Annotated in this window: 15 protein-coding genes; 9 read left to right on the top strand and 6 right to left on the bottom strand. The window is 68.3% G+C overall.

Features of this window, described 5'->3' with window-relative positions; all coding sequences use genetic code 11:
* The first annotated feature begins 68 nt into the window (after positions 1–68).
* Together QH168_RS01850 and QH168_RS01845 are read left to right on the top strand one after the other, a co-directional pair.
* Entirely contained in the window at positions 69–1,103 is a 1,035-nt protein-coding gene (locus tag QH168_RS01850) for a CobW family GTP-binding protein (RefSeq protein ID WP_280232607.1), read from the top strand.
* Between the two features lie 175 nt (positions 1,104–1,278).
* Positions 1,279–1,467 (top strand): hypothetical protein, encoded by a 189-nt coding sequence (locus QH168_RS01845; RefSeq protein WP_280232606.1) that lies wholly within the window; start codon positions 1,279–1,281, stop codon positions 1,465–1,467.
* Positions 1,468–1,509: 42 nt separating this feature from the next.
* Here QH168_RS01845 and QH168_RS01840 read toward each other — a convergent pair whose 3' ends face one another.
* The 4 genes from QH168_RS01840 to QH168_RS01825 form a co-directional block, all read right to left on the bottom strand.
* Positions 1,510–2,517 carry an AraC family transcriptional regulator gene (locus tag QH168_RS01840; protein WP_280232605.1) on the bottom strand — a complete coding sequence of 336 codons (1,008 nt, stop codon included), beginning with the start codon at positions 2,515–2,517 and terminating at the stop codon, positions 1,510–1,512.
* A gap of 176 nt (positions 2,518–2,693) precedes the next feature.
* Positions 2,694–3,125 (bottom strand): molybdenum cofactor biosynthesis protein MoaE, encoded by a 432-nt coding sequence (locus tag QH168_RS01835; protein ID WP_280232624.1) that lies wholly within the window; start codon positions 3,123–3,125, stop codon positions 2,694–2,696.
* On the bottom strand, positions 3,112–4,122 hold the full coding sequence (moaCB, locus tag QH168_RS01830; RefSeq protein ID WP_432421014.1) for a bifunctional molybdenum cofactor biosynthesis protein MoaC/MoaB: 1,011 nt from the start codon (positions 4,120–4,122) through the stop codon (positions 3,112–3,114). Before moaCB ends, QH168_RS01835 begins: the two co-directional genes overlap by 14 nt.
* Before the next feature lie 38 nt (positions 4,123–4,160).
* Positions 4,161–5,381 (bottom strand): molybdopterin molybdotransferase MoeA, encoded by a 1,221-nt coding sequence (locus QH168_RS01825; RefSeq protein ID WP_280232603.1) that lies wholly within the window; start codon positions 5,379–5,381, stop codon positions 4,161–4,163.
* Between the two features lie 130 nt (positions 5,382–5,511).
* Here QH168_RS01825 and moaA point away from each other — a divergent pair, with 130 nt between their 5' ends.
* From moaA to QH168_RS01805, 4 genes are all read left to right on the top strand, one after another.
* On the top strand, positions 5,512–6,570 hold the full coding sequence (gene moaA, locus QH168_RS01820) for a GTP 3',8-cyclase MoaA (RefSeq protein WP_280232602.1): 1,059 nt from the start codon (positions 5,512–5,514) through the stop codon (positions 6,568–6,570).
* Positions 6,563–6,805 carry a MoaD/ThiS family protein gene (locus QH168_RS01815; protein ID WP_280232601.1) on the top strand — a complete coding sequence of 81 codons (243 nt, stop codon included), beginning with the start codon at positions 6,563–6,565 and terminating at the stop codon, positions 6,803–6,805. Before moaA ends, QH168_RS01815 begins: the two co-directional genes overlap by 8 nt.
* An 85-nt stretch (positions 6,806–6,890) precedes the next feature.
* Entirely contained in the window at positions 6,891–7,604 is a 714-nt protein-coding gene (locus QH168_RS01810; RefSeq protein ID WP_280232600.1) for a YciI family protein, read from the top strand.
* 10 nt (positions 7,605–7,614) lie between these two features.
* A complete protein-coding gene (locus tag QH168_RS01805; protein WP_280232599.1) occupies positions 7,615–8,883 on the top strand; it encodes an RNA polymerase sigma factor in 1,269 nt (422 codons plus the stop codon).
* Positions 8,884–9,018: 135 nt separating this feature from the next.
* Here the strand turns inward: QH168_RS01805 and nadE are convergent, their stop codons facing one another.
* Positions 9,019–9,843, bottom strand: a complete 825-nt coding sequence (gene nadE / locus QH168_RS01800; protein WP_280232598.1) for an ammonia-dependent NAD(+) synthetase — start codon at positions 9,841–9,843, stop codon at positions 9,019–9,021.
* 6 nt (positions 9,844–9,849) lie between these two features.
* A complete protein-coding gene (locus QH168_RS01795) occupies positions 9,850–10,515 on the bottom strand; it encodes a TetR/AcrR family transcriptional regulator (RefSeq protein WP_280232597.1) in 666 nt (221 codons plus the stop codon).
* A gap of 117 nt (positions 10,516–10,632) precedes the next feature.
* Between QH168_RS01795 and QH168_RS01790 the strand changes: the two genes are divergently transcribed.
* From QH168_RS01790 to nrdI, 3 genes are all read left to right on the top strand, one after another.
* Complete coding sequence (locus QH168_RS01790) at positions 10,633–11,202, top strand: NAD(P)H-dependent oxidoreductase (RefSeq protein ID WP_280232596.1); 570 nt, start codon at positions 10,633–10,635, stop codon at positions 11,200–11,202.
* A gap of 491 nt (positions 11,203–11,693) precedes the next feature.
* Positions 11,694–11,924: a redoxin NrdH gene (locus tag QH168_RS01785; RefSeq protein WP_280232595.1), complete on the top strand. Its 231-nt coding sequence runs from the start codon at positions 11,694–11,696 to the stop codon at positions 11,922–11,924.
* A 40-nt stretch (positions 11,925–11,964) separates the two neighbouring features.
* Entirely contained in the window at positions 11,965–12,432 is a 468-nt protein-coding gene (gene nrdI / locus QH168_RS01780; protein ID WP_280232594.1) for a class Ib ribonucleoside-diphosphate reductase assembly flavoprotein NrdI, read from the top strand.
* Positions 12,433–12,468 lie beyond the last annotated feature (36 nt).

Here is a 12,468-nt window from a genome sequence, read left to right as displayed (position 1 = left end):
CTCGCCACTGCGGCGGGTGGGCATCCGGCCGTGGGGAGAGTGCCCGCCGATGCCAGTAAGGTGTCCGGGTGGCCCAGTCGATTCCTGTCGTGATCGTCGCCGGGTTCCTCGGGTCCGGCAAGACGACACTGCTCAATCATCTGCTCCGCGATAATCGCGGCACCCGGATCGGCGTCGTCGTCAACGACTTCGGTGCGATCAATATCGATTCGATGCTGGTGGCGGGCCAGGTCGATGCCATGGTCTCGCTCGGCAACGGCTGTGTGTGCTGTGCGGTCGATGTCGGCGAGTTGGACGAACTGTTCGATCGGTTGGCCCAGCCGAGTGCCCGCATCGACGTCATCGTGGTCGAGGCCAGCGGTCTGGCCGAACCGCGCAATCTGATCAGAATGGTGGTCGGCAGCGACAATCCGCGCATCCGCTACGGCGGGCTGGTGGAAGTGGTCGACGCCGAGCAGTTCCCCGACCATCGCGAGCGACACCCGGAATTGGCCGACCATCTGCGGTTGGCCGATCTGGTGGTGGTCAACAAGGCCGATCGCGTCGACCACGCCCGGCTGGCGACGCTGCGCGAGGACATCGCGGCGCTCATCGATCCGGCGCCGGTATACGCCACGACCCACGGCCGGATCGAACCCGGATTGCTTTTCGACGAACCGCGGCGCGAGGTGCCGCGGGTGGCGCAGCAATTGAGTTTCGACGAATTGCTCGCCGAACATCATCATGATCCCGCCGACGGTCATCGTCATCTGCACGATGAATACGTCACGACGTCGTTCACCAGCGCGCGGGCGCTCGATCCGCGGCTGCTCGCCGGCTTTCTGGAAGACCCACCGGCAGGTCTGTTCCGCGCCAAGGGTTTTGCCGCTTTCGCGGTCGCCGGTGAACATCGCAAATTCGTCCTGCATATGGTCGGGCGCCATATCGTGTGTGAGCCGACGAATTGGCGTCGCGGCGAGGATCGCAGCACTCGGTTGGTGCTCATCGGTTCGGGTCTGGATTCGCAATCGGCTGTCGAGCGTCTCGACGCGGCGGTGCATGCCGAGGACGAACTCCTGGACGCGCAATCGATGCTGCCGATCTGGCGGCATGTGCCCCACTGAATCCGAAATTGGCGCGTTTATCACTAATCTGGCGCAATAGGCGCTGGCGCCGCCGTATCCCTCGCACAAAACTCGTAAACATGTTCGCTGTGTCGCTGCGGTAGGCGTGTCGCCCAACCGAAGCCCCGGTGCGCAGCGAACTGTATCTGAGTTCGCTCGACGAGGGGAGAGTGCCGTGTACGCAACCAGGGAGACCGCCACTGCCTATGTAATCGCCGCGCTGGAAGCCAAGGGTACGGCGACCCGCTACGACTTCGACGTACCCGCGATCGTCGCCGCCTCGCATGCGGCCGCCAGAAGTTGGGACTTCCAATCCATGGAGGGTGGAACCTTCTGGCGGATCGCCGCCCGATTCCTGAAGTAGAACCACCGGCCGGACGCCGTCGGCCCAGCCCGCCGACGGCGTTCAGTCCAGCTGTTCGCAGCGGCGGTGCGCGGGGGTGACCGACCAGCGCCGCGCCGCGCGCCGGATCGAGCCGGGATCGGTGTAGCCGAGGAGTTGGGCCTGGCGCGCTCGGGTGATCGGGCCGGTTGCGGTGGCCTCGGCCAGTCGCATGGCGCGAGCGCGGTCCACTTCCTGCCGCCAGGTCGTACCCGCCTCCATCAGCCGTCGCTGAAGGGTCCGCGGGCTCGTCGCCAGGCGGCGGGAGACGGCCTCCAGCGAGATCTCACCGACTTCGAGCGCTTCCGCCAAAGCCGTGGCCACCTGATCCGACCAGGTGGTCGCCAGCGGCGGTGGCGGCGGCAATGCGTCGGCCAGCGGCCGCAGTACCGCGGCCAATGTCGGATCGGTCGAGGTCAGCGGCAGATTCATATCGGCCGCGCGGAATGTGACCGCGTCCACCGGCGCTCGGAATTCGATATTCGTGGTGCCGAACACCTCGATATAGGTATCGAGTGATTTCGGCGGCGGCTGGCGCAGCCTGACCCGCACCGGGATCACCGGGGCCGCGATCACCAGGCGGCTGCGGGTCACCGCCGCGCCCAACGCCCACAGGTGGATCAGATCCCGGCTGTGGCCGTTGGTGTCGACCATATCGATGAACAGTGAGATCTCCTCGGCGCTCTCGGCCACCAGATCCCAGCGGTGATTGGTCGTGACGGCCGTGACGTACGGCCCGAGGGTGCGCAGTCCGGCGCCGAGATCGGGGGCGGTGGAGAACAGATAGTCGTACAGGCCGAGGCAGCTCAGGTTGTATCGGCTCGCCACGCGCAGCGGCACCGCCGGATCGTCGAGTTCGTGTGCGGCGACCTCCCACAGCCGCGCGAATATCTCGCTCGGCACGTAGGCCTCCGGGCTGGCCAGCGCCCAGGCGGGTAATCCGATGTCACGGATCAATCTGTTGCGGTCGAGTCCGGCCGCGCTGAGTTCGCCGATGACGAACCGATGCAATGTGACCTGGTCGGTACGCATGCCCTCTCCTGTTCGGGAGACCGTTAAGCACCTGGGGTCACGGTATACGGACAGCTGATCATCCGTCACGAAAAGGGCCGCAAAGTTTACCCGATGGAATTCGTGGGTAAACATGGAAAATCTGTCGCGTGTGCGACATTCGGGGCGTGCGGGAGACTGTCTCGGCGGCGACGATATCAGCCGCAGGCGTTGACCCATTCCGACAAACCGTCGGCGAACCGCTGCCGCTTCCAGATCGGCACCTCGTGCTTGATCCGGTCCACCAACTCGGCGCATGCGGCGAACGCTTCGGCGCGATGCGGTGCGGCGACCGCGACGACGATGGCCAGATCCCCGACCCGCAGATCACCCACCCGATGGACGGCGGCCACCGGCAGCCCGGACGAGGCGGCCTGCTCCGCACAACACCGGCGCAGGAAGCGCGGCGCCTCGGGGTGGGCCGAATATTCGAGCGCCGAAACCGCCTGCCCGCCATCATGATTGCGCACGACACCGGTGAACACCACGACCGCGCCGTGCTCGGGCCCTGCTACGGCGGTGTCGACCGCGGCCGGATCGAGGGGCTGATCGCTGATCTCGGCCAACCGCACCAGATCACCCGTTGTCATGGTCACCGCCTCCTGCGACCTGTGCGAGCAGATGCTCGAGCAGCGGTTCGAGCACCGCGATACCGTCCTTGACGCCGCCGGGGGAGCCCGGCAGATTCACGATCACCGTCCGACCCGCCAGACCCGCGACGCCACGGCTCAGCGCCGCGAGCGCAAACTTGGCCGTGCCGCGCTGCCGGATGGCCTCGGCGACGCCGGGCAGCTCCCGATCCAGCACGGCCAGTGTGGCTTCGGGGGTGGTGTCGGTGGGGGAGGCGCCGGTGCCGCCGGTGCTGACCACGAGGGCGGGGGACTCCCGCAGGGCGTCCGACAGGCCCGCCGCGATATCGGCGTCGGCGTAGATCAGAGGTCCGCGCACGGTGAAACCGAGTGTGGTCAACCAGGTGGCGAGCGTCGGTCCGGTGGTGTCGGTGCGGGTGCCGGCGGCGGCGCCGGTCGAGGCGACGAGCACGACCGCCGTGCGGCCCGGCGCAACCGATGCGGTGGAGGTCGCGGGTTCGGCCGCGGCCGGTGTGGTGACCGGCCCCTCCGGTGCCGCGGTGTCGACCACCCCGTCGCCGGTGGCGGCGCCGGACCGCTCCCAATGTCCGCGTTTCCCACCGTCTTTGGTCAGCAACCTGACCCCGGTCAGTACGGCGGCCGGATCGACGGCCTTGACCATATCGTGCAACGTCAGCCCGGCGACCGCTACCGCGGTCAGCGCCTCCATCTCGACACCGGTGGGGCCCGTGGTCTTCGCCGTGGCCTCGATGGTGATCGAATCTTCGGTGAACCCGAACGCCACCTTCACCGAGGACAGTGCCAACTGATGGCAGAGGGGAATCAGCTCGGAGGTCTTCTTCGCTCCCGCGATACCCGCGATCCGCGCGGTCGACAGCACATCGGCCTTGGGCAGATCATCGGCCCGCACCAGCGCGACCACCGCCGCGGTGGTGCGCAATTCGCCTGCCGCGACCGCGATCCGTGCGGTTTCGGCCTTGGCGCTCACATCAACCATATGGGCGCGGCCCTCGGCGTCCACATGCGACAACTCGTTCACAGCGACCACACTCGCACAGCCGCCCCGACCGGAAGGGCACCGACCTCGGCGGGCACATCGATGAGCACATCGGCCGCGGCCATACTCGCCACCAGATGCGATCCCGGCCCGGACACCACTTCCACCGCGCGCGGCCCGCCCGCCGAATGCGCCAGGCGCCCACGCAGGAACTGGCGCCGGCCCCGCGGTGAGCGGATCGCGCTCAGCAGCGGCAGTTCGAACACCTCGACCTCCGCCAGCCCCGCCAGCCGACGCAGTATGGGACGTGCGAATACTTCGAACGAGACCATCGCGCTCACCGGATTACCGGGGAAGCTGAGCACCGGCACCCCGTCGACGACGGTCAGGCCCTGCGGTCCGCCCGGCTGCACCGCGACCGAACCGAACCATCCGCCCATCGGTTCGAGAACCTCTTTGACCACCTCGAAATCACCCTTGGACACCCCGCCGGTGGTGAACACCACGTCCGCGTCACGGGTCGCCGCGGCCAGGGTCGCGCGGAACCGGTCCGGCTGATCGCCGCTGTGCTCGACGGCGGTCACGGTGACGCCATTGGCGGCGAGCGCGGCGGCCAAGGCGATGCCGTTGGAGTCGTAGATCTGTCCGGGACGCAAGGCGGAGCCCGCGGGCACGAGTTCATCACCGCTGGTGATCACCGCGGCCCTGACCGGCTGGAATACCTGAACGGTCGGCAATCCCACGGCGGCGAGGGCCGCGATATGCCGCGGCGCCAGCAGGGTGCCCGCACCGACCAGCTGCTCGCCCGCGCGCACATCGGTGCCCGGCTCGCGCACGAATTCGCCTCGGCTGCGGCCCCGCTCGATGGTGACGGTGCCCGCCGCAGCCGTCGCGTCCTCCACCGGGACCACACAATCGGCGCCCGGCGGCACCGGCGCACCGGTCATGATCTTGCGCGCGGTCCCCGGCGCCAGCGGTTCCCGACCGGGATCACCGGCCGCGACCACACCGGACAGCGGCAGTCGCACCGGCGCGACCGCGACGTCCTCGGCGCGCACCGCGTAGCCGTCCATCGCGGAGTTACGGAACACCGGCAGATCCAGCGGCGCGCGCACGGTATCGGCCAGTTGCCTGCCCAGGGCGGCGGGCACGGCGACGGTCTCGACCGGCCGCGCCGCGAGCGGGCGCAGCAGCGCTTCGATGCTGTCGCGATACTCGTCGACGGACCGGGCTGCGACGGTGGCGGACCGGTGAGTCATGGGATCAGCCTAATCGCAGGTCGCGGACGTGGTCACCGCTCGTATCTCACCTGGATGGACGCCGGTGTGTGAGGTCGGGCGACGGCGACGGCAGCGCGGTACCGGCGAGTCGACGGGTCATAATGGAGGGGTGACGCTGGTCGAGATGGGCATCCCCGCCGTGCGGTCAGGGCGTCCCTCGCTCGACGGCCGCCCCGATACGCCGCTGCTCGTGGACCGATTCGGCCGCATCGCGCGCGATCTGCGGGTCTCCATCACCGAGAAATGCTCGCTGCGCTGCACCTACTGCATGCCGGAGGAGGGTCTGCCCCCGATTCCGCGCGACGAACTGCTGACCGCAGCGGAGATCGTGCGCTTGGTCACCCTCGCGGTGCGGGAACTCGGCGTGCACGAGGTGCGTTTCACCGGCGGCGAGCCGCTCATGCGCCGCGATCTGGAAGACATCATCGCCGGTTGCCATGCGCAGGTCCCCGACACGCCGCTGGCCATGACCACCAACGGTGTCGGCCTGGAACACCGGGCCCGCGCGCTGGCGCGAGCCGGTCTCGGCCGGGTCAACGTCTCGCTCGATACTGTCGACCGGTTCGGTTTCGCCACCCTCACCCGGCGCGACCGGCTCGACGCGGTGCTCGCCGGCATCCGCGCCGCGCGCGACGCCGGATTGGCGCCGATGAAGGTCAACGCGGTACTGATGCGCCAGACCCTGGCCGGTGCGCCCGACCTGCTGCGCTGGTGTCTGGACGAGGGCTGTGAACTGCGGTTCATCGAGGAGATGCCGCTGGATGCCGACCACGAATGGGCGCGGGCCAATATGGTCACCGCCGCCGAATTACTCGGTGTGCTCGGCGCCAGATTCGAACTCACCGCCGCCGGGCGGCCCGATCCGTCGGCGCCCGCCGAACGGTGGCTGGTCGACGGTGGCCCCGCGACCGTCGGCATCATCGCCTCGGTGACGCGCACCTTCTGTAGTACCTGCGATCGCACCAGGCTCACCGCCGACGGCATGCTGCGTTCCTGTCTGTTCAGCGATCAGGAGTTCGATCTGCGCGCGGTATTGCGCTCGGGCGCGGACGACGCCGAGATCGCCGAACTGTGGCGCGGCGCGATGTGGAACAAATGGGCAGGCCATGGCATCGACGCGGCCGGTTTCGTCCCACCCGAACGGACGATGGGAGCCATCGGTGGTTGAGGTCCGCTATTTCGCCGCCATTGCCGACGCGGTCGGCAAGGACACCGAATCGCTCGACCTACCCGCCGACGCCACGGTCGGCGATCTGCGCACCGCGCTGGCCCGCGCCTACGGCCCCGATCTGGACAAGATGCTCGACGTCTGCGCCTATCTGGTCGGCGACGAACTCACCCGCGACGCCGCCACCGCACTGACACCGCGAGTCGACGTGCTGCCACCATTCGCGGGCGGCTGACCTCGCGTGTAGAGAACCGCGCTCCCCATCCGTCGTAGTGATGAGAGGGGTATCGGGCTCCTCCGATTCGAGGAAGGATGACGCCATGCACTACCTGGCATTGCTCGTCGGGCGCGATGACGATCCGGAAGCCCTTCCGGGCAGCCCCGAGTTCGACGCGGAGGTCGAACGCTATGCGGAGTTCGACGCACGGGTCGCCACCGCCATCGCCGGCGGTGCGGCGCTGTATCCGTCCAGCGCCGCGGTGAACATCACCCGCGACGGTGACACCACGCTGATCACCGATGGTCCGTTCGCCGAAGGCGCCGAGGTGGTCGGCGGGTTCTACGTCTTCGACGTCACCGATCTGGACGAGGCCATCCAGCTCGCCAGGCAACTGCCAGCGGTGGAATCGGGCGCGATCGAACTCCGTCCACTGGTGCAGTGGATGCCGCACGACACACCGGCCGCCGACTGGTGGATGGCGCTGCTGTGGAATCGCGCCGATGCGGTGGTCGAGCCGGACACTTCCGAATGGGACGTCATGGTCGTCGAGCATCAGCGGTTCGCCGACCGGGTCGGCGCGGTGATCCGCGGCGGCGGCGCGCTGCGTCCGCCATCGACGGCCACAACAGTGCGCACGCGCGAAGGCGAACTGGCCATCACCGACGGTCCGTTCGCCGAAACGGCCGAGGTGGTGGACGGCCTCTACCTGTTCGCGGCACCCGATCGGCAGGCCGCGACGGAGATCGCGGCCCTGATTCCGATGGGCGCCAAGGGCCGCACCGAATTGCGCCAGATCGTCGACCTCGGCGAATAGCGGTGTCTCCATGACCGATCCGGTCGAATTCGACGGCATCTACCGCGCCGAGTTCGGCCGGGCGGTCGCCACGCTGGCGCGGCTCACCGGCGATATCGGTCTGGCCGAGGACGCGGTGCAGGAGGCGTTCGCCGATGCGATGCGCACCTGGCCCCAGCGCGGTATGCCCGCCAATCCGGGCGCCTGGATCACCACCGCCGCCCGGCATCGTGCCCTCGACCGTCTCCGTCGGGAATCCTCGCGGGAAGCAAAGGAATACGCCGCCGCCCAGCTCGCACCCGATAACCAGGAGCCGGACGTGTCGACGATCGCCGACGATCAACTGCGGATGATCTTCACCTGCTGCCATCCCGCGCTGGCGCCCGAATCCCGGGTCGCGCTGACGCTACGACTGGTGTGCGGACTGCGCACGGCCGAGATCGCGCGGGCCTTCCTGCAACCGGAACCGACGGTGGCGCAGCGACTCAGCCGCGCCAAGGCACGAATCCACGAGGCGGGCATACCGCTGCGGGTCCCGCCCGCCGCGCTGCTGGCCGAACGCACGCCGGCGGTGTTGGCCTGCATCTATCTGGTGTTCACCGAGGGATATTTCGCGACCTCGGGACCCGAGGCCGTGCGCGATGAGCTGTGCGATGAGGCGATTCGGCTCGGCACCCTGCTGTGTGCACTGCTGCCCGATGAACCGCAGGCGCGGGCGCTGCTGGCGTTGATGTTGCTCACCGACAGCCGCCGCGCCCAACGTCGTACCGCCGAGGGCGAACTCGTACCGCTCGAGGAGCAGGATCGCCGCGGCTGGAATCGGGCGCGTATCCGAGCCGGACTGTCCTGCCTGGTCACGGCCGCCGAGGACGGTGGCGGCGGAAAGTATCTCGCGCAGGCCAGGATCGCTGCCGCGCATGTTGTCGCACCGAGCTGGGAACAGACCGATTGGACCGCGATCGTCGCCGCCTACGACGAGCTGAGCCGCTGCGCCCCGACGCCCGCCGTGCTGGTCAACCGCGCGGTTGCCGTCGGTTTCCGTGACGGGCCGCAGGCCGGGCTCGACGCCCTGGACGAGATCGCCGATCACCCGCGGCTGACGCACAGCCATCTGGTTCCCGCCACCCGCGCCGAGCTGCTGCGCCGGGCGCGACGCTATCGGGAAGCGGCCGAACACTATCGCCGCGCGCTGGCCTCGATCGGCAACGATCCGGCCGCTCGATACCTGCGACGTCGGCTGGACGAGGTGATCGCGGCCGATGCCGGGGACATGCGAGGGAGCCCGACCTCGTCGTCCTAGCGTCCGCGGCTACCCGGCGTCCGCGGGATCAGCGACTGCCCGCGCGGCCCAGCGGCCGCCGCGTCCGCTGGTCTCGCGGCGCTCCGGCACTCGGGCGGTTGGATCCAGGGCCCGGCTCGTTACCGCGCGGTGCGCTCAGCGCCACCAGTCGTCGAGCGGGGTGACCGGAACGGTGCGCTTGTGGCGGGTCCTGGTGAAGATCTCTTCGACGCGCTCGGCCACCTCCGCGGTGACCTCCTTGCCCTCGAGGTAGTCGTCGATCTCGCTGTAGCGCAGGCCGAGTGCTTCCTCATCGGGCAGCGCGGGGCGATCGTCTTCCAGATCGGCCGTCGGGACCTTCGACCAGATGGAGGCGGGGGCGCCGAGTTCCTGGAGCAGGGCCGCGCCCTGACGTTTGGTGAGGCCGGTGAGCGGGGTCAGGTCGACGCCGCCGTCGCCGAACTTGGTGAAGAATCCGGTGACCGCCTCCGCGGCGTGGTCGGTGCCGACCACCAGCAGGTTCTCCTGTCCGGCGATGGCGTACTGGATCACCATCCGTTCGCGGGCCTTGATGTTGCCGCGGACGAAATCGCGCAGCTTATCGGTCTTCAGACCCGAGGCCACCTCGGCCGCGACGGCATTGGCGCCGGGCCGGACATTGACCACCACCGACCGGTCCGGTGCGACGAAGGTCATCGCCACGCGTGCATCGGCCTCATCGGCCTGGACGCCGTAGGGCAGCCGTACCGCGAGGAAGGTGGCCTCGACCCCTTCGGCGCGCAGTTCCTCGGCCGCCAGCTGGCACAGCCGCCCGGCAAGGGCGCTGTCCTGGCCGCCACTGATGCCGAGGACGTAGCCCGTGGTGTGGGAGGCGCGCAGATAGTCCTTGAGGAACTCGATCCGGCGCCGGACCTCGGTTTTCGGCTCGATGGATGGCAGGACGCCGAGTTCGGCGATGATCTGTGCACGCAGGTTCCCCATAGCCGCTCACTCTACTGGCGTCGGTGGTCCCGCCACACGCCGAACGAGCCCTTCCCAATGGTCGCCGATCTGGTCTCTGGTGTAGCCGAGGGCGCGGATCTGATGCAGTACCAGCGTCGCGCTCAACGCGGCGAGCAGCGCATCGGCCAGCAGCGGGATATCGTCCGGTGTCGCGGCTTCGCGCAACAACATCGACACGTGGGTCTTGAGCAGGTTGTAGGGCAGTCCGCCGTAGCGCTCGTCGGCCGGACCCATCTCGGCGGCCCGGTACAGCTCACCCTCGACCTCGATATCGAGCAGCCGGGCCCGGCCGAACGCCACCAGTCGCTCGGTCGGCGGCGCGCCGGGACCCAGCGGTGGCGGCCCGAACATGAACGCCTCCTGGAACTTGCGTTCGGAATGGTCGAGCAGCGCCAGCATGAGCCCGGTCCGGTTGCCGAAGCGGCGAAAGACCGTTCCCTTGCCGACACCGGCGCGTTTGGCCAACGCGTCCATGGTCAGGCTGTCCACGCCGTGCTCGCGCACCAACTGCTGGGCCGCGTCCAGCAGCAGTTGACGGTTGCGCGCGGCGTCGGCGCGTTCGGTGGGTACCGCGGTACCCGGCAGCGGCGCGCCGATGGTCAGCAGCGGTCTGGCCTCGCCGACGTGGCCGGGGACGACGGGGTCGGTCATAGGGGTGTTGTAGCTCACGGGGGGCTCGCCTACTCCGATCGGAATGATTCGGACCGCGGTCCGGTTATTACCCGATAGCTTACATCGGCAGTCGTATCCAGTAGACCAGGAGAAATCATGAGCCAGATCCGCATCCTCGCCCTCGTGGGGAGCCTTCGCGCAGGTTCGATCAACCGTCAGCTCGCCGAGGCTGCGGTGCAGATCGCACCCGACGATGTCGACATCACGATCTATCAGGGGCTCGGCGACATTCCCTTCTACAACGAGGACATCGACGTCGAGGGTTCGGTGCCCGCCGCGGCCCAGCGGTTGCGTGCCGCCGCGGCCGAGGCCGACGCGCTGCTGCTGGTGACTCCCGAATACAACGGCACCCTGCCCGCCGTGCTGAAGAACGCCATCGACTGGCTGTCGCGTCCGTACGGCGCGGGTGTCATCAAGGGTGAGCCGGTCGCGGTGGTCAGCGCGTCGATCAGCCCGAACGCGGCGCGCTGGGCACACGGCGACGCGGTCAAGTCGGTGGGTATCGCCGGTGGCCGGGTGGTCGAGACGGCGCATCTGCATTTCGGCGCGATCGGTGAGCGGTTCGGCGCGGCGCATCCGCGCGAGGACGCCGAGGCGCTGATCGAGCTGGGCGCCACGATCGCCGAGCTGGTCGGCTCCGCGCGTGCGGAGCTCGTATCGGCCTGATCGTGCGACTGCCTCCCGGTGCCGCCCTCGTCCTCTCCGGACGAGGGCGGCACCGCTGTTTCCGGCCGCTGGGCCGGACCCGCCGCGCCATGGTGGCACTGGGGCTCGATAGGCGCAGGAGGCGCTCGAGGCGTCTGTGACCGGCGTGATGCAAGGGTTTGCTGAGGAAGCGCCGAGCCGCCGAATCGTGATCTGCGCCACTGTCGTGTCGGCTTGCGAATCGAGTGTCCAGGGACTTACGGCAGCGGAATTTCACTCTTGTGACTCGCAACATGTCGTGTTGTTCCAAAGTGTCGGCCACTAGGTGTAGTGTCTTCGGTACTGGAGCAGGGCATGCACGAACACCTCGCCCGACCCAGTGCGGACCGGCCCGAGCAGGGGATTTCGGGCCAGATCCAAGAGTTTGCGCAGCAACATCGGATCTTGCTGTCACATGCACTGCATACGGATCACCGGCTGTGGATCAGGCATAGGAGAGAGGGACATCATCAATGACCATCACCGTGTACACCAAGCCCGCTTGCGTCCAGTGCAACGCCACCTACAAGGCCCTCGACAAGGTCGGGGTGGACTACGAGATCATCGACATCTCCGAGAACGCCGAGGCGCGTGACTACGTCATGGCGCTGGGCTACTTGCAGGCCCCCGTCGTCGTCGCGGGCGATGTGCACTGGTCCGGTTTCCGGCCCGACCGCATCAAGTCGCTGGCCGTCGCGGCCTGAACAGACGTATCCGGCCTTCCGATGTCAGAGGGAGGTGGCCATGTCCGAATCACCGGACAACGCGCTGGTCTACTTCTCCAGCGCATCGCAGAACACACATCGTTTCGTCGAGAAGCTGGGCCTCCCGGCGACTCGCATACCACTGCACACCGCCGATTCGCTGCGCGTCGACGAACCCTACGTGCTGATCGTCCCCACCTACGGGGGCGGTCGGCACGTCCTCGGGGGGAGCCGGTCCGATAAGGACTTCGTACCGCGGCAGGTCGCCAAGTTCCTCAACGATCCGCACAACCGCGCCCTGCTGCGCGGGGTGGTCGCGGCCGGTAACACGAACTTCGGCGAGACCTTCTGCTATGCGGGCGAGGTGATCTCGCGTAAATGCGGGGTGCCGTACCTGTATCGCTTCGAACTCATGGGAACCGCGGAGGACGTCGAGCGCGTCCGAGAGGGATTGGGATTGTTTTGGCAGCAACAACGACAGCACCGACCGGTAAGACGGCCCGCCTAGAGCAGGCCCCCATCCGGGCCGCGGAGACCGGCGAGG

The organism is Nocardia cyriacigeorgica (assembly GCF_029868385.1).
GTDB classification, from domain to species: Bacteria; Actinomycetota; Actinomycetes; order Mycobacteriales; family Mycobacteriaceae; genus Nocardia; species Nocardia cyriacigeorgica_F.
Note: the sequence above shows the minus strand (reverse complement) of the source record. Positions and strands in the feature narration are given on the sequence as shown.